20 protein-coding genes are annotated in these 25,818 nt (G+C 49.7%); 15 read left to right on the forward strand and 5 right to left on the reverse strand.

Going from position 1 to position 25,818, the window contains the following annotated elements; all coding sequences use genetic code 11:
- Nucleotides 1-255 precede the first annotated feature (255 nt).
- Entirely contained in the window at nucleotides 256-1,206 is a 951-nt protein-coding gene (locus OEL83_18230; GenBank protein MDK9708986.1) for a D-alanine--D-alanine ligase, read from the forward strand.
- Nucleotides 1,207-1,226: 20 nt separating this feature from the next.
- Here OEL83_18230 and fdhD read toward each other — a convergent pair whose 3' ends face one another.
- Nucleotides 1,227-2,009 (reverse strand): formate dehydrogenase accessory sulfurtransferase FdhD, encoded by a 783-nt coding sequence (gene fdhD / locus OEL83_18235; protein MDK9708987.1) that lies wholly within the window; start codon nucleotides 2,007-2,009, stop codon nucleotides 1,227-1,229.
- Nucleotides 2,010-2,427: 418 nt separating this feature from the next.
- Between fdhD and OEL83_18240 the strand changes: the two genes are divergently transcribed.
- The 4 genes from OEL83_18240 to mobB all read left to right on the forward strand — a co-directional run bounded on the left by OEL83_18240 (nucleotide 2,428) and on the right by mobB (nucleotide 8,113).
- Nucleotides 2,428-3,618, forward strand: a complete 1,191-nt coding sequence (locus OEL83_18240; GenBank protein MDK9708988.1) for an ABC transporter substrate-binding protein — start codon at nucleotides 2,428-2,430, stop codon at nucleotides 3,616-3,618.
- Between the two features lie 34 nt (nucleotides 3,619-3,652).
- On the forward strand, nucleotides 3,653-6,076 hold the full coding sequence (locus OEL83_18245) for a cache domain-containing protein (GenBank protein ID MDK9708989.1): 2,424 nt from the start codon (nucleotides 3,653-3,655) through the stop codon (nucleotides 6,074-6,076).
- Nucleotides 6,073-6,753, forward strand: coding sequence for a response regulator transcription factor (locus OEL83_18250; GenBank protein MDK9708990.1), 681 nt, complete (start codon nucleotides 6,073-6,075; stop codon nucleotides 6,751-6,753). Before OEL83_18245 ends, OEL83_18250 begins: the two co-directional genes overlap by 4 nt.
- A 706-nt stretch (nucleotides 6,754-7,459) precedes the next feature.
- Nucleotides 7,460-8,113, forward strand: coding sequence for a molybdopterin-guanine dinucleotide biosynthesis protein B (gene mobB, locus OEL83_18255; protein MDK9708991.1), 654 nt, complete (start codon nucleotides 7,460-7,462; stop codon nucleotides 8,111-8,113).
- Nucleotides 8,114-8,267: 154 nt separating this feature from the next.
- Here mobB and serS read toward each other — a convergent pair whose 3' ends face one another.
- Nucleotides 8,268-9,545, reverse strand: coding sequence for a serine--tRNA ligase (gene serS / locus OEL83_18260; GenBank protein MDK9708992.1), 1,278 nt, complete (start codon nucleotides 9,543-9,545; stop codon nucleotides 8,268-8,270).
- Between the two features lie 299 nt (nucleotides 9,546-9,844).
- Here serS and OEL83_18265 point away from each other — a divergent pair, with 299 nt between their 5' ends.
- A complete protein-coding gene (locus OEL83_18265) occupies nucleotides 9,845-10,546 on the forward strand; it encodes a twin-arginine translocase subunit TatC (protein MDK9708993.1) in 702 nt (233 codons plus the stop codon).
- A gap of 6 nt (nucleotides 10,547-10,552) precedes the next feature.
- Here OEL83_18265 and OEL83_18270 read toward each other — a convergent pair whose 3' ends face one another.
- Nucleotides 10,553-10,999, reverse strand: coding sequence for a DUF523 domain-containing protein (locus tag OEL83_18270; GenBank protein MDK9708994.1), 447 nt, complete (start codon nucleotides 10,997-10,999; stop codon nucleotides 10,553-10,555).
- 860 nt (nucleotides 11,000-11,859) lie between these two features.
- On the opposite strand from OEL83_18270, the gene OEL83_18275 reads away from it, so the two are divergent.
- Both OEL83_18275 and OEL83_18280 read left to right on the forward strand, forming a co-directional pair.
- Complete coding sequence (locus OEL83_18275; protein ID MDK9708995.1) at nucleotides 11,860-12,366, forward strand: hypothetical protein; 507 nt, start codon at nucleotides 11,860-11,862, stop codon at nucleotides 12,364-12,366.
- A 25-nt stretch (nucleotides 12,367-12,391) separates the two neighbouring features.
- Entirely contained in the window at nucleotides 12,392-13,186 is a 795-nt protein-coding gene (locus OEL83_18280) for a uracil-DNA glycosylase (GenBank protein MDK9708996.1), read from the forward strand.
- Between the two features lie 96 nt (nucleotides 13,187-13,282).
- On the opposite strand, the gene OEL83_18285 is transcribed toward OEL83_18280, so the two are convergent.
- Nucleotides 13,283-13,834 carry a hypothetical protein gene (locus tag OEL83_18285; GenBank protein MDK9708997.1) on the reverse strand — a complete coding sequence of 184 codons (552 nt, stop codon included), beginning with the start codon at nucleotides 13,832-13,834 and terminating at the stop codon, nucleotides 13,283-13,285.
- Between the two features lie 369 nt (nucleotides 13,835-14,203).
- Between OEL83_18285 and OEL83_18290 the strand changes: the two genes are divergently transcribed.
- The 3 genes from OEL83_18290 (at nucleotide 14,204) to OEL83_18300 (ending at nucleotide 18,956) form a co-directional block, all read left to right on the forward strand.
- Complete coding sequence (locus tag OEL83_18290) at nucleotides 14,204-15,946, forward strand: FG-GAP-like repeat-containing protein (GenBank protein MDK9708998.1); 1,743 nt, start codon at nucleotides 14,204-14,206, stop codon at nucleotides 15,944-15,946.
- Between the two features lie 218 nt (nucleotides 15,947-16,164).
- Entirely contained in the window at nucleotides 16,165-17,454 is a 1,290-nt protein-coding gene (locus tag OEL83_18295) for a hypothetical protein (protein ID MDK9708999.1), read from the forward strand.
- A 104-nt stretch (nucleotides 17,455-17,558) separates the two neighbouring features.
- A complete protein-coding gene (locus OEL83_18300; GenBank protein ID MDK9709000.1) occupies nucleotides 17,559-18,956 on the forward strand; it encodes an MFS transporter in 1,398 nt (465 codons plus the stop codon).
- On the opposite strand, the gene OEL83_18305 is transcribed toward OEL83_18300, so the two are convergent.
- Nucleotides 18,936-20,789 carry a response regulator gene (locus tag OEL83_18305; protein ID MDK9709001.1) on the reverse strand — a complete coding sequence of 618 codons (1,854 nt, stop codon included), beginning with the start codon at nucleotides 20,787-20,789 and terminating at the stop codon, nucleotides 18,936-18,938. The genes OEL83_18300 and OEL83_18305 overlap by 21 nt on opposite strands.
- 264 nt (nucleotides 20,790-21,053) lie before the next feature.
- Here OEL83_18305 and OEL83_18310 point away from each other — a divergent pair, with 264 nt between their 5' ends.
- The 4 genes from OEL83_18310 to OEL83_18325 all read left to right on the forward strand — a co-directional run bounded on the left by OEL83_18310 (nucleotide 21,054) and on the right by OEL83_18325 (nucleotide 25,640).
- Nucleotides 21,054-23,033: an ATP-dependent DNA helicase gene (locus OEL83_18310; protein ID MDK9709002.1), complete on the forward strand. Its 1,980-nt coding sequence runs from the start codon at nucleotides 21,054-21,056 to the stop codon at nucleotides 23,031-23,033.
- Between the two features lie 83 nt (nucleotides 23,034-23,116).
- The gene (locus OEL83_18315; protein ID MDK9709003.1) at nucleotides 23,117-24,115 is read left to right on the forward strand and encodes a polyprenyl synthetase family protein; all 999 of its coding nucleotides are present in this window, start codon (nucleotides 23,117-23,119) and stop codon (nucleotides 24,113-24,115) included.
- Between the two features lie 21 nt (nucleotides 24,116-24,136).
- Entirely contained in the window at nucleotides 24,137-25,099 is a 963-nt protein-coding gene (locus OEL83_18320; GenBank protein MDK9709004.1) for a divergent polysaccharide deacetylase family protein, read from the forward strand.
- Nucleotides 25,100-25,355: 256 nt separating this feature from the next.
- Nucleotides 25,356-25,640 (forward strand): lasso peptide biosynthesis PqqD family chaperone, encoded by a 285-nt coding sequence (locus OEL83_18325; protein MDK9709005.1) that lies wholly within the window; start codon nucleotides 25,356-25,358, stop codon nucleotides 25,638-25,640.
- Nucleotides 25,641-25,818: the final 178 nt, after the last annotated feature.

Consider the following 25,818-nt stretch of genomic DNA (forward strand, 5'->3'; position numbering starts at 1 on the left):
TGACAACAATCGGATTTATATACTAAAGACGTGGAACACTTGTCAATGGATTTTTCTTGGGAGCTGGGCGAGGGATTGCTCACCTTTTCGTGCAGCCTCTCCCGGCCTGTGTTACATTGGCGTAAGCCACCGAGATTCGTGGGGGCAGCGGTGTGGGGCCGGTTGTTCGGTCATTGTCAGGGGGGATTTTAAAGCTGATCAAGTTTTTTTCTGACGGCAAAATCGTTGGTAACTTTTTCATTAATAGAGATGACCATGCATAGCAAAAAACTGCACGTAGCCTTGGTGGCAGGCGGGACATCAGGGGAGCGAGAGGTTTCCCTCAAGGGCGCCGTCGGCGTTGAAAGGGCCCTCGATCCGGAGAAATTTCTGGTGCGCCGTTATGATCCGGCGACCGATTTAGCGCGGCTGGCGATCGATGCCCCGGAGATCGATTTTGCCTTTATCCTCCTGCACGGTCTGCATGGTGAGGACGGTACCATGCAGGGCTTTCTCGATCTCCTTGACGTGCCCTATCAGGGATCTGGTGTCTTGGGCAGCGCCATTGCCATGGACAAGCATCTGGCTAAGGAACTGTATCGCCTCAGTGGCCTGCCCGTTGCCGACTGGCGTATTGTCTGCACTGATGACAAGGTCGATGGCGCGGAATTGGTCGGCAGTTTTGGCCTGCCCGTGGTCATCAAGCCGGTTCATGAAGGATCGAGTCTTGGTTTGACCCTCGCCAAAACCGAGGAAGAAATGCTCCAGGGGCTTGCCCGCGCCCTGCGCCATGACAGCCAGGTGATGGTCGAGAGATATATCAAAGGCCGGGAGCTCACCGTCGGTGTACTCGGCAACAGCGACCTTGTTGCCCTACCGGTAATTGAGATCGTACCAGGTCCGGGCTATGACTTTTTCGACTATGAAGCCAAGTACCAGCAGGGCGCCACGAGGGAGATCTGCCCGGCGGAGATCAGCGACGAGATAACCGGCCAAGCCCAGCAATACGGCCTGGCTGCCCACCGGGCCCTCCGGTTGCGTGGTTATTCGCGGACCGATATGATTCTTGCGCCGAATGGCCGGTTGTTTCTCCTTGAGACCAATACCATTCCCGGCATGACTGCAACCAGCCTGATGCCCCAGGCGGCGGCCGTGTATGGGTTGCCCTTTCCGCAATTTCTCGAACGGCTTATCGAACTTGGTCTGGAGGGGCGGTCGAAAAAATAGCCGGGGTTCTTTCTGAGTTGTCAGCAGATGATGCGTTCCGGGGCATTAAAGACGTTCAGCCGCTCCGGCTTGGCGTAGGCAATGAGTGTTGCTCCGGCCCGCCGGGCGATGGCCAGGCCGAGGGAAGAGGGGGCGGTCCGCGACATGATGATCGGGATACCGATGCGGGCACACTTCAGCACCATGTCGGAGGTCAGCCGCCCGGTGGTGTAGATGGCCGCCCGCGGAGTGGCACGGCGGAGGAGAATCGATCCGAGGACCTTGTCGACGGCATTGTGCCGGCCGACATCTTCAAAGAAAACCTGGAGCCGGCCGTCCTGCCATAAGCCGCAGCCGTGGACGCAGTGGGTTTGCGGTCCGAGGGGCGAAAATTGCAGGGCCTGGCGGATAAAGCTGGCGATTTCCGGAAAGGTGATGGTGCATTCCTGCAGGGGTTCAAAGGCCCCTTCCAGCATTTCCTTGGAGATCCTGCCGGTGCCGCCGCAGCCGGAGGTGATGATGACCTCTTTGGGCGCTGTGTTGACGACATCGGCATAGACGGAGATCCGGCCTTCCGGACAAACGATGATTTCTTTAATCTCTTCCGGCGTCTTGATATAGCCTTGACCAAAAAGAAAGCCGGCACCGAATTCTTCAAGACCGATAGGCAGAACCATTGAAGAACCGATAGTTTCGTCGTTGAGGGCGATGCTGTACGGGGTTTCAATGGCCAGGCTTTCTTCCTGCATAGTGATACCGTCGGGGCTTATGACGGTTGTCGTTTGGCTGAGAGTGAGTTGCGTGCTCAACGGTGAAGTGGTCATGGTGCTCTTTTTCCGGTAATGGGGATAAACGTGGTGAAGAGGGATGGTCCAGCCTTAGAGGCCATGGATTTTCCGGATACCTCGGGAGGTGTTTGCACCGGCAGTTATAGCAGGTTCAAAGAGGTCGCTCAATAGGTAAATCCACTGCGGGCGGAAGCAAGCCCTTTGTCAGCTTCTGGACACGACCCTTGGCCGGTTTGTAGGTCAATACTGCGGAAATGGCCGCGAGTCCATTCGTTCTTTGTCTTGGTTTTGCCTGCTCCATACCCTGCGGGGCGGAAAAAAATATGGTCTTCAGTGCCGCAATACTATATGAAGAGGAAGGTTGAGGATGCTTCTAAACAGACTCGCAACAGACAACGTTCTATCTTGCCAATGATTGCATACAACAGCACACTCAGAGGATCAATCGCCGATCATGGGCCTTTTGCCCTGGATTGTCGGCCGACCGGGGGCAGAGATGACGGCTAGGTGTCTTTTGGCCCTTTTGGCTCTTTGTCTTTCCTGGTGTCAGTCCTCGCCCGCGGCGGCCGAGGGATCCCGTCCACTGGTGCTCGGCCAGTCTGCTGTTCTCAGTGGCCCGGCGCAAAATCTTGGTTTAGAGATGCGGGCAGGACTCCTTGCGGCATTTTCCCTGATCAACGACAGTGGCGGGATCAAAGGACGGGAGGTGGTGTTGCTCAGCCGGGACGACGGCTACGAACCGGATAAGGCGGTCAGAAACACCAAAGAGCTGATTTCCGACGATATGGTCTTCGCCCTGATAGGGGCGGTCGGTACGCCAACCGCCAAAGCGGTGGTGCCCATCGTCAACGAGGCGCAGATCCCTTTTTTCGGCCCCTTTACCGGCGCGGAGATTCTCCGTTCCCCCTTTCAGCCGTATATCATCAATGTCCGGGCGAGTTACTACGAGGAACTGGAACGGCTGGCTTCCTACCTGGTCGACGGCAAGAAGATCCGCCGTATCGCCTGCTTTTACCAAAACGACAGCTACGGCTATGACGGCTTGCGCGGCATCGAGATCGCCCTGGCAAAACGGGGTATGAAGCTGGTGTCGCAGGGCAGTTATGAAAGGAATACGGTTGCCGTCATGGGTGCCCTGCAGGACATCTACGAGGCCAAGCCGGAGGTCGTGGTGCTTGTCGGTGCCTACGCCGCTTGTGCCGAATTTATCAAACTCAGCAAAAACAAGGTCGGCGGCAATGTCCTGTTCTGCAATATTTCCTTTGTCGGCACCGAGAGTCTGAAGGAGGTGCTGGGTGGCTATGGCCGGGACGTTATCGTCTCCCAGGTTGTTCCCTATCCCCATGAAATGGACATTGCACTGACCAGGGAATATAAGCGGGCCATGAGCAAGTATCAACACGACTCGCCCTTAACCTTTGTCTCCTTGGAGGGATATATCGTCGGTAAACTGTTCGGGGAGATCGCCCGGGCGGTGGAAGGTGAACTGACCCGGGAAAAATTTATCACGACCATGGAGTCGGTGGGCAGATTCGACCTTGGTGGTCTGGTCCTCCAGTTTGGCCCGAAGGATCACCAGGGCATGGATGCAGTGTATCTGACCAGGATTTATCCGGTAGTACGCAAGCTTCAGGATGGGGAATGAACTTCAAAGTTGTTTTTAATGAATAATCAGACACATGTTTAAAAAGATCACCCTTTCCTCGGCGCCCTTTTATGCGTCGCTTGTGGTAATTACCTCACTTGCCACCTTTATCGGCAGTTTTTGGGCCGTCAATGAGTATCAGGCCTATAAGGAAAGTGTTGAAGTCATAAAATCCAATTATAAACATCAATACGAAAGCCGGCTCAAGGAGGAGCTTGGCAAGGTGGTTGAACTGATCAGCCATCTGCAGATGCAAAACAATTTGCGGGTTGAGCATGATCTCCGGGAGCGGGTTCAGGCGGCCTACACCATTGCTTCCCATAATTATCGTCTCTATAAAGATGACAAGAGCCCGGACGAATTGCGTTCTATGGTCATTGAGTTATTGCGGCCGATGCGCTGGAATAACGGTCGAGGCTATTATTTTCTCGGCAGGGTCAATGAAGGGGTAATTGATCTCTTCGCCGATGAGCCTTTTTTTGAAGGGAAGACGGCGGCCGAATTCCAGGCCTTGATCGGCCAGGACGTGGTTGGCAATATTACCTCTGTCGTACGGGACAAGGAGGCCGGATTGGTTCGCTATAACCTGACCAAACCACTGTTTACCACAGAACAGCTGTCAAAGATTGCTTTTGTTAAGTATTTTCAGCCTCTTGATTGGTTTATTGGGGCTGGTATCTACAGCAATGACCTGGAAGAAAATCTGCAGCGTGAGGTTCTTGGGCGGATTCAGAACATTCGGTTCGGCGCCGACGGCGAGGTCTTTTGTCTACGGGCCGATGGCACCATAATCAGTAATCAGGACGAGCGGCTCATCGGCCGCTCGGTGCGAGACCTTGTCGACCATAACGGCCTGGAATACGGCATGGCCTTTCTTGAGGCCGGATTGAAGAAAAAGCAAGCCGAATACGTTCATTATGCGGTGGCTGATAGTGTGCAGGGCGTCGTGCATCAAAAGCTTGCTTATGTTACCGGCTATGAAAATTGGGGTTGGGTCGTTGGCACATCGATGTTCATGGACAGCATGGAGCAGGCGATAGCCTATGAAACCGAGACCTATCAGAGAATTGCCTTTAAGAATGTCCTGACCTTTATTGTCCTTTTTGCCATCGCTGTGGTCTTTCTTTTGGCGAGCACCTTTTATTACTCCCTAAAAATCAAACAGGGCATCAGCCTGTTCACCAATTTTTTTCAGAAAGCCGCCGATTCAAATGTCAAAATCAGCAAGAAAAACCTCACGTTCCGAGAGTTTGAGGACCTTGGCCGCTTGGCCAATAGGATGGTGGAGTATCGCATCAACAATGAAATGCTTCTGCACCGTGACGAGCTGCGCCTCGATTCCCTGCTGAAATTGGGGATGATGGACAAGCAGTCCTTGCAGGATAAATACCGGTTTATTTTGCAACGAATTGCCCAGATTACCAGAAGCCGGGAGGGTTATCTGGCCGTGGTCAATCCGGACCAGACCCACATCACACTCTGTGCCCGCCTCGTTTCCGATGAGGGAGGCTACAAGCTTGTCGAGGTTCCCGAAGTTTCCACCCCTGTTCATCAAAGTGGTTTTCCCGGACAGGCAGTTGTCGGCAAGACGGCGCTCGTCGAAAACGATTTTCCAGAGGAAATGAAGGAGAATACCTATCCGTACCGGGTTGACATTAAACGGCATCTTGATGTGCCCATTTACAATGATGGAGTAATCGTGATGGTCGCCGGGGTCTGCAATAACCGCGAGAATTATGACAACGCAGATATCCGCCAAGTCACCCTGCTTCTTGAGGGCTTATGGATGCACTGTCAGAAAAAATCCGCAGAGGAAGAACTTGCCCGTCTGGAGCGGCAAATTATCGCCGTCAGCGAGGAGGAGCGAAGCAAAATTGGCCGCGACCTCCACGACGATCTCGGTTCCCATCTCACCGGTGTTGAGCTTCTCAGTAAGGCACTTCAGCAGAACCTCCGGGAAGAGGCGCCGGAGAGAGCCGAACAGTTGGGGACCATCCGCAGCCTTATTCTCGATGCCATTGAAAAAACCCGTCGCCTGTCACAAGGCCTGTACCCGGTGCATGTCGTCGAGTATGGTTTAGAGGCAGCGATTGAAGAACTGATTGCTGAGGTGAAAAAGATGTTTAAGATACACTTCGATCTGTCTTGGCAAGACGGGGGGAAGGTCCTTGGCAAGAACACCGCCACCCATTTACACTATATCATCCGGGAGGCGGTCTTTAATGCGGCCCGGCATGGAAAACCCAACAATATCGGGGTATATATGCGGCATGACGATTCCGGTTTCTCGGTGAAGATCGTCGATGACGGCAAAGGTTTTGCCGGGACACCAGCGGCAACCGGGATGGGTTTTCATACCATGCAGTACCGGGCCAAGGCCATTGGGGCGACTCTTGTCATAAATTCCGGTGAGAAGAGCGGGACGATAATCTCGGTTTCCGGTGAGGGATTGGAATGAAAGCACGGGTAATAATTGTCGATGATCACCCTATTTTCCGGATGGGTATGGCGGAGTTGCTTAATCAGGAAGACGATTTTATTGTATGCGGCCTGGCTGAAGATATCCCCGGAGCAAGGAAGGTCATTCAGCAACATAATCCGGATCTGGCGATTATTGATATTACTCTCGCCGGCGAAAATGGCCTTGATCTGGTGAAGGAGCTTTCCGGCGATAAAAACGGTCTACCGATTCTGGTGCTTTCCATGCATGACGAACAGGTCTGGGCCGAAAGGGCCATTCGTGCCGGAGCCCGTGGCTATATCATGAAGAGGGAGGCGAGCGAGAAGGTGATCCTTGCCCTGCGGAATATTCTCGGTGGGAAGATTCACGTCAGCAACAGTATCATGGAGCGGTTGCTTGATCGCTTTCAGATGAAGCCGGATGCCTCCACTGCACCAACTGTCGATCTTCTCACCGATCGGGAACTCGAGGTGTTTCGGCTCATCGGCGCCGGGTTGTCCACCAGGGAAATTGCCGAGAGAATGAATCTCGGTGTGAAAACCATCGGTACCTATCGGGACCGGGTCAAACAAAAGCTTGGCATAAAGACAGCTGCCGAGCTCATTCGCCGGGCGGTCCTCTGGACCGAACAGGAGTTTTTTGATTCTGACGATCGTGACGATGTAGGCTGGTAGCTTACACCATTCGTTGGTGCCGGCTTACATAATTAAAGGTGTTCGTCTGATTTTCTTCTGAAGGTAATTCTTATATATTGCCACCTACTCTTAAAGATTCAACAGGTCTGTAAACAATAGACACTTCTTGTGATGGCCGAAGGTTGTTAGCACCTTGAGTCGATAAGCTGTGACTTTGTGGATTCTGAACCCGAAAATGTTGGTGGCAGGGGTGAATTCTCCAACGGTTTGTGTAGTTTCGTTGAGTTTTTACAAGCAATTCTCGCCCACACGTCTGCAAACCCTGTAACGGATTTTTTGTTCTGCGGGGTTTAAAAAGTCGAGGTCAACCTCCTCCCCGGTGGTGGTTTTTTCCCTGATCAAGGAAAAGCCAATTTTCCACCGGGGGCTGTCCTCAAGTTTACCGGAAAGTGGATTCCCCCTGTCACCAACGCCTCTGATCATGCCCGAGCCATTGCCGGGCAACATATGGGGGCTGCCGATTGTCCGTACTCCTCCCATTCTCTTTGTGAAGGTAATGTTTTTTCAGTGATTACTGCTCGTGCCGGTGGACTCCTGCGCCTGGAGGGGGCGAGCTACCAGGAATCTCAGGACTATTCTCTGGGCAAGCGAGCCTGGGTATGCTACCGTTGGGGCGGCTGAGCAGCTGAAGGGCAAGGATTGTCTTGTCCATAGGAATCGTTTTGGTGATCTTGCAGGGGAAAATATGGCATCGATTATTACCTTTATTGGTTGGCACGACAGCGGGAAAACCACCCTGGCTACACAGGTTGTTACCGAACTGATAAATCTCGGATACCGGATTGCCGTCATTAAATCGACGAGCGATGAAGGCATTCAATTCGATGCCCCCGGAACTGACACGTACAAACATAAACTGGCCGGGGCGGAAAGTGTCATGCTGGTGGCTCCCGATCAGATGGTGTTGCAAACCAGAAACTGTGATCTGTCGCTCAGAACCCTTGCCCATAGATATTTCCCGGATGTCGATCTGGTGGTTGGCGAAGGTTTTAAGACGGCGAGAAGGGTGCCGAAGATAGAGGTGTTCAAAGACCTTGATCAAAAACTTCGCGAGGAGGTGCATGGTGTGGTGGCCGTGGCAACTGATCTTGCCGATGTCGCCGGGGAAAACGTTTTCCGATTGGATGCAGCCCGGGATATTGCCTTATTTATTGAAAAAAGATACCTGCGCAGGAAGGGGCGAAACGAGATTACCACCCTCCTGGTCAATGGCGAGAAAATCCCGCTGAAGGATTTTGTTCAGGAGGCCCTTGCCTCAACTATCCACGGTTTTATCAAAACCCTTAAGCTCAACCAGGACATGCGGGAAATCGAGTTGAGGATAAAAATCGAAGAATAAGGCAGTAATGCGGGTTAGCGCCCACAACCCAAGTGCTATTTCCCCTCCAACAACAGAGGGGACGCTGTTTAGTGCCCCCTCGCGGGTATAAGTGCCTTGGTGGTGTCTTGTGGCACCCGTATTCTCCCAAACTCATTTTCTTAAGGGTAAGACACTAAAAACGGGTTTGAAAATAGGGTTCGAGAACTGGCGGGAGCCGAACAGAACCGTCCTCCTGCTGGTAGTTTTCGAGAATTGCCAGCAAGGTGCGACCGACTGCCAGGCCGGAGCCATTCAAGGTATGCACCAATTTGCTCTTTTTCTGTCCCTCCGGGCGATAGCGGATGCCGCCGCGTCGTGCTTGAAAATCGAGGAAATTGGAGCAGGACGAGATCTCCCGGTAGGTGTTTTGTCCTGGCAGCCAGACCTCGATGTCGTAGGTTTTGGTGGCGGAAAAACCGAGATCACCGGTGCACAGCGCAACAACCCGGTAGTGGAGGCCGAGGAGTTGCAGGACGGCTTCTGCATCGGCAAGCAGGCTCTCAAGCTCCCGGTCGGATGTCTCAGGTGTGGTAAATTTCACCAGCTCGACTTTGTCGAATTGGTGCTGTCTGATAAGTCCACGGGTGTCTCGGCCATGACTTCCCGCCTCCGACCGGAAACATGGGGTGTAGGCGGTGTACTTGATTGGCAGGTCCCCTTCGTTCAGGGTTTCGTCACGATGGATGTTGGTTACCGGCACCTCGGCGGTGGGGATGAGAAAGAGATCCCATCCCTCTATCTTGAAAAGATCTTCAGTAAATTTGGGAAGTTGCCCTGTAGCCGTCATGGTCGGAGTATTGACCATAAAGGGCGGAAGAATCTCGGTATAGCCGTGCCTCTGGGTGTGCAGGTCAAGCATGAAATTGATGAGCGCCCGTTCCAGCCGGGAGGCGAAACCCTTTAGCAGGGCGAAACGGGCACCGGAGAGTTTGGCTGCTCGTTCGAAGTCGATGATGTTCAATGCCTCGCCGAGCTCCCAGTGGGCTTTTGGGACAAAGGTAAAGGCTGGTTTTTCGCCCCATTGTCTGACCTCAAGATTGTCGGCATCGCTGTTTCCGGTGGGGACACTGTCGTGGCAGAGGTTGGGGATGTTCATGACGATTTTTTGCAAACTTTCCTCAACCTCGGCGAGGGTGCCGTCAAGTTCCTTGATCCTCTGGTTGGTGTCGCGCATTTCGAGAATCAACGGCTCGGCGCTCTGCTGAATCTCGGCTGATCCCTTTTTGAGCTTGGCGATTTTCTCGGAGACTGTATTGCGGGTGTTTTTCAACCCTTCCACCTCGGCGAGAATAGTCAGGCGCCTTTTATCGATGGCTGCAAATTCGTCGAGGAGGGTTGGCGCCATACCCCGGCGGAGGGATTTCTCTTTTACCAGATCAAGGTTTTCGCGAATAAATCGTAATTCCAGCATAGTATTTTATCTGTTTGATTTGAGTGGTTAAAAACGTCTGTGTATTGTTTAGCATGGCTGATTGGGGAAAGCAACTTCTATCAAATTGCATTTTTGTCATGCTTCTGCTACCTTGTGCGGCAGATTTGGCTGGACGTCAGCTCATCCACAAATTGATGCGGCTTACGGATCTTAAGGGAAGGGCTTTACACACTGCCGCATGGCGAGCATTGTGGCCAGTTCCAGTACGTTGACACCTTTATGCGCAATTACTCAAAATGGCGGTCTGCCCGTCAGCAGTCCAGCACAGAATTTTTCATATGAGCGACCGTCCGCCAATTGTTGTCTTTTTGCTTGAACTACGAAAGTCCATCCGTAATCTGGTGCTGTTTCTCGCCCTGACCACCCTGACGATTTTTCTCCTGGCACCTCACCTGCTGCAGTTTGTGCAGCATCACCTGGATACCAAACTCTATTTTTTCACCGTCGCCGGGCCCTTTATCGCCCATGTTACGCTGGCCTTCTTTGCCGCCCTGTTTTTTCTTATGCCCTGGTTTTCCATAGTCGTCTGGCGTGCCTTGGGGAAACCATTTCATGTTACCGGCGGACACCTGTTCTTCTTTATTTTTTTTACATGCTTGCTGTTTTATTGCGGGGCGACATTCTGCTATTTTATCACCCTGCCGTTTGGAATCAAGTTTCTCCTTGGTTTTAGTTCGGAGGAGTTGAAGCCGGTGATTTCCGTCAGCCAGTTTGTCAATTTTTTTACGATCTTTATCTTTGCCTTCGGCGCGATCTTTGAATTACCTATCTTTATGGTGTTTCTCTCTAAGGTGGGTATCTTCAAAAGGAGCTTCTATGAAAGAAATCGTCGCTATGCCCTTCTGATAATTGCCCTTCTGTCCGCGATCCTGACTCCTACTCCGGATATCGTCAATATGGCGTTTATGGGTGGTCCTCTGTACCTCTTGTATGAGTCGGGGATTGTTGTCCTTTGGGTCTTAGGGATCGGTAAGGACTAAGTGGGGTTAGAATTCGTGTAATGGCAAGCCGGCGGCCCGGAGCAGGGCTGCAGTAACGCCGATCTTGCCTGTTACCGCGCAGGAGGGGCTGCGCGCCTTGAGAAATACCGCCTGGACATTTTGCATGCGGGCAAGGTGCAGCACCTGTTCGGAGCCGTGGATGAATTGCCGGGTGATATCGTCGCCTGATTTTGTAATAACCCTGGCTGTTCCTGCCAGGACATCAGCGCCGTCGCCGCCGATGATGTCGGCAGCCTCCCGCGGGGTTGGCAGGCCGCCAAGCTGCTCTGGACAGACCGGGATCCAGTGGGCGTTTTTGAGTTCGGCTATACAGTTTTGATTTTCTTTGATTTTCCCGTCATAACGGGTACAAAGACCGACAAGGCAGGCGCTGACCAGGTAAGTGGGGACTGTGTTTGGCATGGTCAATAAAGGGTATTTATGTCGTTTCAAAGGAAAAAACCAAAGCCTAAGCAAAAACTTTCTCCTCTGCAGGAGAAACGTTATTATAAAATTGCAATCTGCCTTGTGGTTTTGGCCTTGTTGTGGGTTGTGTTTTCGCCCGGATCAGGAGTTCTGGCCCTATGGAAAAAGCGTTCCGAACTCAAAACTCTCCAAGAACAAACGGCTCAGCTTGAAGAGGAAAACGCTCGATTGCAACAGGAAATCGATAAGTTGCAGAACGATCCATCCTACCTCGAAGATGTCGCAAGACGAGAGCATAAGCTCCTGAAAAAAAACGAACGGGTCTTTGAATTCGCACCGAAAACCCAGTCTAAGGAAAAATGATTGTTTTAGGGATCACCCTGAGCCCGTGCCTATGAGGCTCAGGAAAAGCCGGATTTGCCACCGCATGCTGATGGTCCAGCCGATGGGAGTGGTGTGCCGGTGCCACGTCTGAAGCTGCCGGCTGAAAGAATTTTATGAACCTTTTCGCTTTGGCATTTGTTGCAGTGCACCGCTTCCGTATTGCTATTTGAAGTGGTCAGGAGTTCGAAGATGTTTCCGCAGGATGAGCAGGAATATTCGTAGATTGGCATTGGAAATTCTCCTTGGTGCAAGAGTTGTTATTTTTAGTGGGCCATGGATTTGGCGGAACCACGTTGTCTATAAATCTGCTTACGATTGTCCGAGAAGATAAGCACATGCCACCTGAAAAACCAGTTGTTGATGGTTGTGACCACAATTTTTTGGCATAGTGCGATAGGTTTGGCCAGGTTAGCCTTAAAGGATTTGTGCCTTGTCGGGTGTTTGGGTTTTGCTCTTGCCTAAAAGAAATGGTATTTTATATCGTTGATCAGGAGGTGAAAACGATGGCTAAACGATTGGCAGCAAGGTTGTCTACCCTTACCCTATGTCTGGGCATTCTGTTGTGGTCGGGTTGCAGCAATTATTTAAAACCCGAAGTGGGGGCGGTGGCCCGCAAAGGAGCTCGCATCGCTCTTGCCGGCGATGTCCCCGCAAAGTCTTGGGAAACGGGTGACTTGATTTTTAAATACTCCCTGGCGCAAAAAGATCAATCCTATACCTTGACTGGGATCCTCACCTTTACCGACAGCCTCACCTATACCTACCCTCAGGTTGCTAATTTTATTTTCTATTTAAGTTTTGTAGACGATGGTGGAAAGGTGGTGGAAACGTTTGATCTCTCACCGATATTAAACACCTTTGGTACGGTTCCGGATAGGATCCCTATTCGTCTTTCCTTTGTTCGGCCCCCCGGTAGCAGTGCTATTGTCTTTTCGTATCAGGGCCGATTCTTTGATAACCAACGCGAGTCGAATGGCTCGTGGGACATTCACTATTTCCCCTTCAACTGATCGACGGAATGGGGCGTGGCAATCAGTGAGTATAGATAAAAGAAATCTCCTTTCTGCGGTTCATGCGCTGCTGCGATATCACCAGGTAACGGGGATTACGAGGTATCCGCGCAACCTTGACTGTGAAGGCTTTCTACGTTTTCAGCCGGTTTCCCTTGTACATCCGCAGCCATATAATAAAACGGAAAAATCAACCGGCGGATCACCGGCCGGAGAGCGCAGTTTGCTGCCACCAGAAAAAACACCGCTCACCCTTGCCGATATTGCCGAAGAGGTGGCCGCTTGCCACTCTTGTGATCTCCATACCAAAAGGCTTTATCCCGTTGCCGGTCGTGGTCCCGAAAAAGTCAGGTTGCTGATCGTTGGCGATTGGCTAGCAAGTGACAATAACGGGCAGTTGCCACCCAATCAGCTTTTTGGGGTTGAACAGGATCTGATGCTTGCCAGGATGCTTGCCGCTATTCAACTGCCTCTAAATTCAGTATTTGTCACTAATGTTATCAAATGTGCTGTCCCCGCCACCTGCCAACCTCAGGCCATTCATGTGCAAAGTTGCGTGTCATTTCTCCGCCGGCAGATTGCGGTATTGAGGCCCGAAGCGATCTGTGCCATGGGAATGGTCGCAGCCAGGGCGGTTTTGGAAAAGTCTCTGCCCCTATCACGCCTTAGGGGGAGATTGCATGAATATGAAGGGGTCAAGGAATTGAAAATCCCGGTCATTGCCACTTATCATCCAACCTATCTTTTGCAAAACGCGGAGATGAAAGTGGCAACATGGGCCGATTTGCAATTGCTTGCCAAAGAGCTTTCGGTAAAATAGTATAGTGCGTCACAGTGTGCAGAGGCAGAAGTGTCGACTTCATACTGTGGCCGGACGCGAGTGGAGGAGAAGAGGGTGCTTGTGCGGGGGCGTTCTTTAGAAACTCATGGTCAACTGGTTGCTGACCATAATGATACTTTCGACGTTGGTATAGCTGCTTCGGTCGTTGAAAAGAGTCCCCGTATCCATGTAGCCAAAATGGAGTTCGTATGAGAAATTTTCGAGGAGCTTGTATATTATCCCAAGATTGGCTTCCCAGCTGGGCTCGTTTTCGTAGTTCAGTGAATCGGGTGCCCAAAGATTTCTGGTAATCCCGAAAGATCCCTGCAAGGATATCTTTTGGGTGGCGTCAAGGGTGGCGGACAGTGCAACGCCGTTTGCATTGGAGCTGTGCGGGATAATTTCAATCCAGGAAACCTTTTCTTCGTGTTCGCTGTTGAGGATATCTGCAGCGTTGCTAGTAATGAGCAACGGCTTGAAATTTCTTGAATAGCGAGAGGTTTCGGTTTCTTGTTGATCGGAGATGGCACCAAGGTTGTAAGAGGTAACCCGGTAAGCGCTGTGGGTGGATTGTCCCTCTGCAAATGCAGGAGAACACTGCAGTATCAAGAGGGAAATTGCCAATACGGAGAGAACGGACTTCTTCATGTTTCATCAACTAAATTGTGCGGGTGGGGAACCTTGCTCTGGCTGGTTATGCAAAGTTCAAAAAACTATACTCTTTAATAATTCTGCGATGTCGAAGAAAAGTCAAGGGGAAAATTGCGTTGGAGAATCAAGGGGCCGATTCCCGAGCAGGCAGGAGTGAGAAGAAAGCTTGCCGCACCGGTGGAATAAAACAAAAGTACTACCCTTTGATTGGCCGATTTCTGAGACAGCTGAAGCCCTGAGACATGGCTTGCTTGTGCAGAAAAATTAAGATATAGATAGCTTTTTAATCAAGAAGCCGGTGTCTCTGGCTGCGTTTTAAAATTGCTGGTGGAGTTGACCGCAAGCGATCTAAAAGTGGGAGATGTTATGTGTAAAAGTGGGATTGTCCTGGTTTTTCTTTGCTTTTTTGTGCTTGGTTCGACGGCGGTGTTCGGTAATGAGAGCAATGAGAAATATCGAGTAATATTTACAACCTTTGATGCGAGCTCGGCAGGCAGCTACGCCTATTTGAGAGACGGTATTCAGAGCATGCTGGTCAGTCGTCTTGCAACAAGGGATAAAGTGGTGATTCTGGATCGTAATCTGTCCGAAAAGGAACTGCTCTCTTTGAAGAACAAAAAATCTGTTCCTTCGGGAGGTACCGAGGCTGCGCTCGCCGAATATCTCGTTTCAGGGTCTTTGTATGCCTTAAAAGGCGGGCTTAATATTCAAGTGGCTCTTTATCCTTTTTCCGCCGATAAGGAAACCTTGCGCTTCGAGGTTGTAGCCAAGAACCCGGAGAATTTGATCAGCGATATTGACAAGCTGGTTGAGGAAATCGCACAATCGGCGTTTGGCTACAAAAACATCGGATCTGGTGGGGCTACAACATCCAAAGGACAGGAGGGGTCTTCAGGTTTTGTTACTGTTCACCCGGAGATGGCCTATAAAAAAAGTGTGCATGTTGGAACTGTGGCCGGCACACCTGGCGGCTCTATAAAGGTATCTGCTAAAGAGGGTAAAAAGAGTCTTACCATTCCTCGTGAGATCCGTCTGTTTGCGGTGGGTGACATGGATGGCGATAGCGCCGACGAGATAGTCGTATTGATGGGACGAAGCCTCGAGCTTTATAAGGTTGAAGGAAACAAAATTAACAAAATATCCACAACCAATTTGCCGCCGACAGTAGATTGTCATGCAATTAATGTAGCTGATCTTGATAACAATGGCCGGATGGAATTGTACATCAGTGCTACCCATGGACTGGATGTATCTTCTCTCATCGTTGATTGGGATAAAGGAAAGGGATTCCGAATTGTTAGTGACAATATCCCTTGGTACATCCGGCCGATTTCCATTCCGAAGAAAGGATGGCAATTAGCTGGGCAAAAAAGAGGAAATGATAGGATATCACTTGTGAAACCAGGCGTTTATGTCTTGGCGTTAGACGGCAATGGCATGCCGAAGGAAAGTGGGCGATTGCCATTGCCTGATGATGTCAATCTCTTTGATTTTGTGTACGCCGATCTCGATGGTGATAGCACACAAGAAATTGTAGCTATCGACAAGAAAGAAAAAATGAAGGTATTTAATCAAGCGAACGAATTGCTTTGGGTGAGCAAAAAAACCTTTGGAGGAAGTCAAATTTATATCGGCCCTAGCCGTGGTGAGGCCGTGAATAATAAGGATAGGAAGAACTTCACCGTAGAAGAGGATGCATTTCGAGAAATGAACTTTGTTCCCGGCAGATTGATTGTGGCGGATGTCGACACCGACGGCCGTCAGGAAATAATAATAAATGAAAACACCTTGTCATCACTAAGTATTTTTGAAAAAATACGAATTTATAATGATGGAGTGATTGTAGGATTATCCTGGGATGGCACTGCATTAAATGAATCCTGGCGCACCGGTACTTTTCGAGGATATATTGCAGGTTTCGGATTCTCCATTCTGGCACAAAACGATAATTCGGGACAAACCATTAAAGGTGGTGAAAAGAAAAGATCAGCCGGTTTGTATGTCGGCCATCTTCCCAAAAGCGGAACTCTTGCCGGTCTTTTGCCGGGAGTCGGAGAAACGCAGTTAACTGTCTATGACCTGGAATTTTCCTCAGGAAATACCAGATGATAAAATACATTGGCAGAGTATAAAAAATTATACCTTCAGGTAAAAAAATCTTGACAAAGGTTTGGGCTGCGTATAACGTTAGTCCATAGCTTCGTGTCTTTTCCGGTTTTCTTTCTGAAAGTGTGGAAGGTAGAGCTGGTGGTCAGCTTGTTCAGCCGGGTAAAGGGAAAGTGGCCCTTCGCAGGAAGGGTGTAAAACCTAATCAGGAGAGATAGAAAATGAAGAAAATAATTGCTTCAGCTGTAGGTCTCATGCTTGCTGGTGGAATCGCTGCCACCTCCGCTTCTGCAGCGCTCGAGAATCAGTTTGGTGGTTACTGGCGTACTCGTTTCACCTATATGGATAACTTCAGCGGTACCGATACCTCAAGCAAGGAATTTGTCGATACCCGTACGCATTTGTACTATACCGCCAAATTCAGCGATGATTTCAAATTCGTTAACAAGTTTGAGTTTAACACTGGCTGGGGTGATACCAGCAAGACCCAAACCGTGACCATTGATGGTACAAGCTACAATGTAACCTCCTCTGGACTTGGTGCTGGTGGCGATCTCGGCGCGGATGGTAAAGGCAACTTCAGAATTAAGAACTCCTATGCTGACTTCAATATTGGACCTATGTTCAATGCCAAGGTTGGTATCCAGAACTTCGTTGTTGCTCGTGGCTTCATTTGGGCTGATGACGAAGCAGGCGTGATGGTAACTGGCAAATTCGGGAATGTTACTGTACCTCTCGTTTGGATCAATGTCAGCAATGACGAAACTTATGGTTTCGATCAGGCTGTTGCTTCTGATTTTAATCAGAATGTATGGGCAGCCCTGGCAGCGGTTAAGATTAATGATGGTATGTCCGTAACTCCGTACTTTGTTTATCATTCGATCACTGACAATGCTGCAATTCTGGACAGCGACAACTGGTACCTCGGTGCGGATGTCGATCTGAAGTTCGGTTCAGTGGGTGTTTGGGGAACCGCTATTTACAACGGTGGCGATATAAACGGTCTGGACAACAAAGGGTACCTCGGTGCCGTTGGTGTTGACGCCGGTATTGTCCATGGACAATTCTTCTATGCCAGTGGCGATGATGATGCTACCGATGGCGATAACGCTCAATTCATTTCTGCTCCTGGTAATAGCGCCGGGTTAAAGTCTGGTAACGTTGGTAGCTCCTACTACTGGGCAGAGATCATGGGCTTCGGTGTATTTGATAACTATGTTTCCAATGGAGCCCCTGCTGATGATATCACCAATATCTGGGCTGGTAATGTTGGTGTGACCGTTAAACCGATCGATAAACTGAAAGTTGACGTTGATGTTTGGTATGCTTCTCTTGCTGAGGATAATGCAGCTGGCGATGCAGCGCTTGGTTTGGAATTCGATGGCAAAATTGGTTACAATCTCTATGACAACCTGACCGCAGAGGCTATCTTTGCGTACTTGGTCTCCGATGATGCAACTGGTGACGAGGACGTCATGGAAGGTGGTGTACGTTTGTCTCTGAAGTTCTAATTTGGGATTCTGTCCGAGTTAGTTCGTAGTTAATTTAAAAAGCCCGGTGGAGGAAACTCCACCGGGCTTTTTTTTTCATATGTATTCGTATTGCGATGGATTCGATGCACAGCAATTCCAAGCGTTGGTTGGTGCTGGTCATGGTAATGACGGGAGTTTTTCTCTCAACCATGGACAGCGGTATGATCAATGTTGCCCTGCCGACGATGATGCGCTCCTTGAATCTCAGTCTGGAATACGCTGAATTCATAGTGACCCTTTACCTCTTGACGATAACGGTAACCTTGGTTTTTTGGGGGCGATTTGCTGACCGAGTGGGACGTGGCAATATCTATTTGGCAGGGATGCTGTTCTTTAGTCTCGGTGCCCTGGCGTGTTACTTTTCCTCAAGTTATGAACTATTACTTGCGAGCAGATTTTTACAGGCCCTTGGTGCATCGATGATGATGTCTTCCGGGCCGGCTCTCATAAAGATGGTTTTTCCTGCCGATCATCTAGGCAGAAGCCTTGGTCTCGTCGGGATTGCCACCGCCTGTGGCCTTTTGTCGGGGCCGTTTGTTAGTGGATTGTTGCTCAGTACGTATTCCTGGAGGGCAATATTCCTTGTTACCCTTCCGGTCAGTTGCGCTGGGCTGCTTATTGGACGGTTTTACATTTTTACCATGTTGCCAAGGGCAACCAACCGTGAAGCTATCGATTTTGACTGGAAAGGGAGCCTGTGCTGGGCCGGTATGGTTGCCCTCGGATTAACAACTTTCCACCGCCTGGATCGATTTATTACCTTTGCAAATCTCCTGGTCATTTTGGCATTTTGCCTGCTTGTGGTTGTATTCATTCGGGTTGAGAAAAAGGCCAGCGCCCCTATATTGCCGATTCGTCTATTACGAAAAAGGTACTATTGGATAGCGGTGCTGACTGCGGCAATTTCTTTCGCCACCTTGTTTACAGTTTTGGTATTAGTTCCTTTCTATCTTGAATATGTGATTGAGTTGCCAGTTAGCCGAATCGGTGTGGTGATGATGGCAGTGCCGGCCGCCCTCATGCTTTTATCACCATTTTCCGGCTGGATGTACGATAAGATAGGGGCAAGGTTTCTGACAACTGCGGGGCTTTCGCTCTGCTGCCTGGCTTTGTTGGGATTGGCCTCGCTCTCGGCCGATAGTTCAATCACGGAGGTAACGACCAAGCTCGTACTTCTTGGGGCAGGGCAGTCGGTCTTCCTTTCGCCGAACAGTGCCTCTGTGCTGTCGCAAGTCAGCGAAGAGTACGCCGGGGTTACTGCGGGTATTCTGGCGACTGCTCGGAATTTTGGTATGGTAAGCGGTGCAACTCTTGCTGCCGCCCTTTTCTCCTGGTGGTTTACCTTCTATAGTGGTGGCGGGCAATTGGCCGCTTATACGATTGTTGACCGGAACGCCTTTATCCTGGCTTTAAAAACTACCTTCCTGATGTCTGCCTGTTGTGCGTTAATTGGCGGTGTGTTATCCGCTCGTCGCGGTTGATCGGGTCTTTGGCAGGGCAACTGTAGCGACTGTGCCGCCCTCCGGGCCATCTTGGATAGTGAAGAACCCTCCATGTTTGTGGACAATTTGTTCGACGAGGGCAAGACCTAAGCCGTTGCCGTAGGTCTTGGTTGTGAAGAAGGGATCCTTGACGTGGGGGAGTGTCTCGGGTGGTATGCCGGGGCCGGAATCGGCAACCAAGATGGTTACCAACGTATCGTTTTCTTTGGCTGAAATTTGAAGTGTGCCACCACTTGGCATCGCCTCAATGCAGTTCTTGACAAGGTGCAGAAAGACCTGGCGAATCTTGTTTTCATCAACAGGAATTGATGGTCCGGTACCCTCCAGAGCGAGGGTATATTCGATTTTGTTTTGTTTCATGACCATGTAGTAGATCATGAGACTCTTGCGGATTATAGAGAAAATTGGTTTCTGTTCAAGGACAAGTTCCTTCCCTTCGACAAAGCTGAAAAGATCCTCCAGAATGGCTTCAATCTTGTTCGATTCCTGAGTGATAATATTCAGAAAATTAATAAGATATTGATCAGTCACCTTTTTTGCCAATAATCGGGACGTGCCGCCGATTGAGGTCAAGGGGTTTCTGATGGCATGGAGGAGTTGTGCTGACATATGACCGACAGCCGCTGTCCGCTCTGCTTCAATTAATAGATCTTTGCTCTTTTCAAGTTCTTGTGTGACAATCTCCAAGGCCTCAATCTTCTCGGTCATTGCCTCATAGAGCCGGCTGTGCTCGATAGCAAGACTGGCTTGACTCGCAAAAATTTTCAGGCCGCTGATATCTTCGTCGGTTATTGGCGCACCGGTGACAAAATTGTCAACGATCATTGCCCCCAGGGCCTTGCCCGGGGCGTACAAAGGAACTACTACAAAGGAATTCTCTCCGAGAGTTTTAATCAGTTCCTCCGGTACCAGGCAGTTGTCGGCTTGGCCATTTTGGACATGAATTGTCTCGTTGGTGCGGCTGGCATAAATTAGAACATGGTCATGAGCGTCCGGTGAAACCCGTAATGTTTTGATAATCTGATTGACAGCGATGTCCTCGTTGATTGTCTTGTCTTGAATATCTTCGAGGATATCATCTAATTGCAGGCCCTTTTCTTTGATGGAACTCCAAACCCGGCCGGCCTCTTCGCGTGAAGGAGGACCGATCGCCAATTGCCCTTCAAGAAAACCGTTTCTAGTATTAAACAGTGTGAGGAAGGCGCGGTTGAACTGCAGGCCGTCTTCAGAGGTTATACCCACCAGGATCGCTTGCAGGATGCCGCGCAGCTCCACGGTGTTCAGGTAGGCCGTGTTCATTTTCAGGTTGAGATGATGGAGAAAGCGCATCCGGGTGTTGGTTTTCTGCAGTTCTTGTTGAAAGATAAGGCTGTTTATTGCTAAGCGCCTTTTTTGCAGTGTGCTTTGAACGGTGTGGAGAAACTGCTTAATATTGACAGGCTTAATGAGATAGTCGTCGGCCCCATGGCGCAGGCACTCCAAAGCAATCTGTATGTCGGTCGTCCCAGTGACCATAATTATTCCAAGGTCTGGATATTTTGGGGCGATATCTTTGAGGATCTCATTGCCGTTTTGGTCGGGTAGCTCAATGTCGAGGAGGGCCAGGGCGATCTTTTTCGTCGCGAGAAGCTGGTAAAACTCACTGGCGTTACTGGCACGGACTACGGGGAAACCCTTGCTGCCGAGATAGTGGGAGAGCAGAAGAACTATCTCCGGCGAGTCATCGACGACAGCAACACATTCCTCAGGTGCAAGCAAATCGGGATTTGCAAGCGGTGATCGCGGGTCTTGCGGTTGGAGGATTTCGACCATGGGCGTTCCAGAAAATCGCTGAGTATCCTTTGGATTATGAGAAAGTATCTAGGCTTGTTGTAGCAAAAAACCTCCTCTTCTGCAAAAATAAAGCTGAGTTGAGCAATTTGTTTGCTCAAACGAAACCGATACCCTTGCGGTATAATAATCCGGATTTGCCCGTCAGCTTTGCCCATTTACTTGGATAGATTCAGAATCGTATTACCCTGTTGGGGATTCTATTGTATAGTGCGCACCGGAAATAAAAATTGACCAAGGCTGACGATGATCGATATTGAGGACATTTTTAAGGAAGGAGGGACGTTGGCCGCGGGCCTTATGAACTTCGAGCCCCGGGAAGGGCAAAAAGCCATGGCCAAAGCAGTTGCCTCGGTTTTATGTCCACCGATGGCTGGGGCGGACAACTCCGATCCTTCCTCGAAGATACTCATAGTCGAAGCGGAGACCGGAATAGGCAAGACCCTGGCGTATCTCATTCCAGCTGTCTTGTCAGGAAAGAGAGTCGTGGTGTCGACTGCTACCCTCAACCTGCAAGATCAAATTATTGAAAAAGATATTCCGCTTGTTGCTCGTATCCTGGGGCAGGATGTAGTCGCCCTTTGCCTTAAGGGCCGACAAAACTACCTTTGTTTGTACCGGTGGTATCAATACCGGAGCAATCCCCAGCTCTCGCTGTATGCTGAGCCTTGGGTGGAAAAGATCGATACCTGGCTGCAGGATACCGGCACCGGGGACAGGGCCGAATTGGATTGGCTTGGCGAAAAATCGGGATTTTGGCCAAAAGTATCCTGCCACAGCAGTCAGTGTCTTGGTGGAGATTGTCCGGAGTCGACAGGTTGTTTTATTAACTTGCTGCGGAAACAGGCGGGCTCTTGCCAGTTGATAGTTGTCAATCATCACCTTTTATTCTCTGACCTGGCTCTGCGAAAGGCCGGTTTTGGAGAGGTTTTACCCCGTTATGAAGTGGTGATTTTTGATGAGGCACACCACCTGGAAAATATTGCCTCGATGTTTTTTGGTAAGAGTTTTAGCCAGTATCAGCTGGTGGACTTACTTAATGATATCGAAATCCAAGCGAAAACAGATCTTCTTCCGGCAATTGCCGATCGTTTGTTGTCGGCGCAGAGTGGCCTGAAAGTGCGAGCAGATGCTTTTGCCCAAATTTTCCCGGTCCATTTGGGAAGGTTTCCTCTTGAACCCTTGATTGAGGAAATATCCAAAGAGCGCTGGCATGAGGAGGTCGAACTGTTGTCCACTGGGATGACAGGGCTCATCGACTGTCTCAAGGCCATCGAAGGGTATGGCGAGGGCTGGTTGCATCTGGCGGGCAGGGCGAACGACCTGAATTGCATATTGCGGGAGATTGCCCTATTTGACGGCATCAAGAGTCAGGACTTTGTATATTGGTATGAAAAAAGAGAGCGCTCTGTAACCCTTTCAGCCACCCCAATCAAGGTTGCTGATGAACTGAGAGAGCAGCTTTATGCCGCGGTTACATCCTGTGTCTTGACCTCGGCAACACTCTCGTCCGGTGGCTCGTTCGGCTATATCAAAGAGCGGCTTGGCTTAAATGATTCTGCCGAGTTTCTGCAGTTCCGTTCGCCTTTTGATTATGAAAATAGGACTTTGCTGTATATACCGGAAACTGGCTTTCCAGAACCGACGGGTGAAGGATTTCTGAAAAGTGTTTGTGCCCGAATTTTTGAACTGCTACAGCTCAGTAGGGGGCGAGCGCTCATTCTTTGTACCAGCTACAAAGGGATGGATGCTCTGGCAGCGTTTCTTGAAGAGCGCCTTGATTACCCCATTCTTCTTCAGGGGACTGCATCGCGAAATTCGTTATTGCGAAGCTTTCGGGAGGAGACGCATTCGGTATTGCTCGCCACGGCAAGTTTTTGGGAAGGTGTTGATGTCGTTGGCGAATCACTGAGTTGTGTTATTATCGATAAGCTGCCATTTGAGGTTCCCAGCGATCCGGTCATCCAAGCTCGGATTGCCCAGATTAAAGAAGGAGGCGGCAACCCTTTTTTCGATTTTCAGGTGCCGAGGGCGATACTGGCTCTGCGCCAAGGGGTAGGGAGGCTTATGCGCTCATCGGCCGATAGAGGGGTTATCGCTATCATGGATGTTCGTCTAGTTACCAAAGGCTATGGACGGACGTTTTTGAAAAGCCTGCCTCCTTCGCCGGTGACAAGAGACCTGAGTGATGTAGAGGCATTTTTTCAAACGACTGAAACTGGTTAATGCGTCAGTATATAATTGAATTGATCGATTAATTGGCTCAAACGAAACTTATGCCCTTGCGGCAGATATAAGAAGAGTAAGGTATGGATCAGATGGATGTGGTTCTTGCTGCTGTCAGGTCGGAGGCAACAAAGATTAATGAATATATGCGAGCGGATCTCGCCGATTTGCAATCGACTACCGATGGCCTGTTGTTTGAGGTTCTCGATTATGGCTTATTTACCGGCGGCAAACGCATCAGGCCACTTCTGGCAGTACTTGCCGCGAGACTCTGCGGTAGTTGCGGTGAAGAGGCATATCGCCTAGGCTGTGCCTTCGAGTATCTGCACGCCGCCACCCTGTTTCACGATGATATTATCGATAATTCGGTAACGCGTAGGGGAAAGAAGTCGGTATGCAAACAGTTTGGAACCGTTCCGGCCATTCTCGCAGGAGATTTCCTTCTGGCGCTCGCTATGTCGACGGTTGGTAAATACGCGGGGGATAAGGGCCTGGCGATTTTTTGTGGCGCTACGACCGGCATGGTCGATGGTGAATTCATGCAGCTCCGCAATGCATCAAAGCATAATCTCTCCGAATTGGAGTACTATGATGCAATTATGATGAAGACCGGGCTTCTTATAGCCGCCGCCTGCGAGATAGGGGCAATCTATGGAGGTGGAACCCCTGGACAGGTCAAGGCCTTGCGTGACTACGGTGTCAACCTTGGCTGCGCCTTTCAGATCATCGATGATTTGCTTGACTACCTTGGCGACCCGGCAAGAACCGGCAAGACGGTAGGCAACGATCTGGTGGAGGGCAAGATTACCCTGCCGCTTATTTTAGCAATGAACAGCGCTGCTGCGGGCGACCGAGAAAGGCTGTTGGCAATTCTCGCGAACAAAGAGGAACGCTCAGAGTGTGTCCAGGAAGTTTCTGATATTATAGCGAGATCAGGTGGATTTACAGCAGCGAGGGAAAAAGCGAAGGCCGCTGTTGAAAATGCCATAGCCAGCTTGCAAGAATTCCAATCGCCCAAAACCCTTTTTGAACGAAATGTCCTTGAAGGTGTTGCTCGGTATGTCCTGACAAGAGACAAATAAAAGGGCTATAGCTTTCGGCACATGAATAGTTTCAACCAGAAACGCCAGATCAAGAAGACTGCGAAGCGTGACAGCACTATGTTTTCCATGCTCCCGCGGATTGTATCCATCATAGCTTTGCTGTGTTTTCTTGTTTTTTCATTGTGCGCCGTAGGCTATGTGGTTTTCTTTCGTACGGTTTTGGCCCAGGAGATTCCGACAGATAATAACAGTACCCTGGCCTTCGAAGAACCCGAATCATCGCTGAACAGAGATGGCGTCAAAACAAAGGTTGCCGTTGGGAATGTTGTCGAAGTTGACGAAGGACAGCCCTCTATCCCAAAGCTGGAACTACCGAAGGTGGCGATCATTATCGATGACCTTGGATATGATGAGGCGATAGGGCTCCAATTATTGAAATTCCCCATCGAGTTGACTTACTCATTCCTCCCCTTTGCTCCATATACCAGAAAGCTCGAAAGGCTTGCGCATCGGGCTGGGAAAACGGTATTTCTCCATTTGCCTCTTGAGCCAAAGGATAGTGCATTCAACCCAGGCCCAGGTGCTTTATTTCTTGAAGATTCTGTGGAAACCCAAAAGGACAAGCTCGTAAAATGCTTACAAGAAGTCCCGCATGCGGTTGGTATTAATAACCATATGGGATCAGCTTTTACTGAGAACACATTGGCTATGGCCAATATCATGGAAATGATAAAAGGTCGGTCTTTGCTGTTTGTAGACAGTATCACTACTCCTAAGAGCGAAGGTTTGCGGACTGCTCGGGCGGTGGAGATTAAAAGCGCTGGAAGAGGTGTTTTCCTTGATAATGACCTGGAAGAGACAAAGATTTGCGTTCAGCTTGACAGCTTGGTTAGAATGTCGGAGAGAAATGGATGGGCTATCGGTATAGCCCATCCCCGCCGTGCTACTGTTAATGCTCTTTTGACGTGTGGCGACAAATATCGCAGGAAGGTCAAATATGTAAGCGTTAGGGAGGTTTTGTAAGGATGCCTATGGCAAGTTACAACATTTGGAAAGCGAAATCATGCTGAAATGCTAACACATTTGAAAGAAGGGATGGTTGAATGGTGTTAGGTATTGAAGTAGGCTCACTCTCAAAATTCCCTGTAATCCACAGATCCAAAGGAGCATAACAAACATTTGCGAAAGTGGGACGGACACGTCACAATTTGGCAAGGATCTTGATAAGGCACCATCTCATAGACATCTTTTAAAAGTGAGTTCTTTGATCGGTGATAAAATGAAAAGAATTACTATAGAAACTCGAGTCAGGCAAAATAAGGATATTTTAGCCAGCAATATTGATGAAGAAAAGGTAATGATGAGCATAGAAAAGGGCCTGTATTATGGTCTTAATTCTGTTGGGAGTCATATATATGATCTTATAGGAAAAACTATTCAGGTGTCATCTCTGATTGATGCAGTCCGTACGAAATATGATGTCGAAAGAGGAGATTGCGAAAGAGATGTGTTGGATTTTCTAGAAGATCTTTATAAAAAAGGGTTGTTACTGATTGAAGAGTAGATACTAGAGATACTAAATTTTAAAGAATATTTAGTTTTGGGAAATTTGATTTGTAGTAGTTACGACTTGATCTGACAGTTACCAGTTTTTTGCAGGTGTCTGTCAGATCAAATTCAGTTCAAGTTTTTATCCTGCCATACTGTCTTTCCATCCACAAGGGTTTCCATCGGAGTTCGCC

Source organism: Desulforhopalus sp., assembly GCA_030247675.1.
Classification (GTDB): Bacteria; Desulfobacterota; Desulfobulbia; order Desulfobulbales; family Desulfocapsaceae; genus Desulforhopalus_A.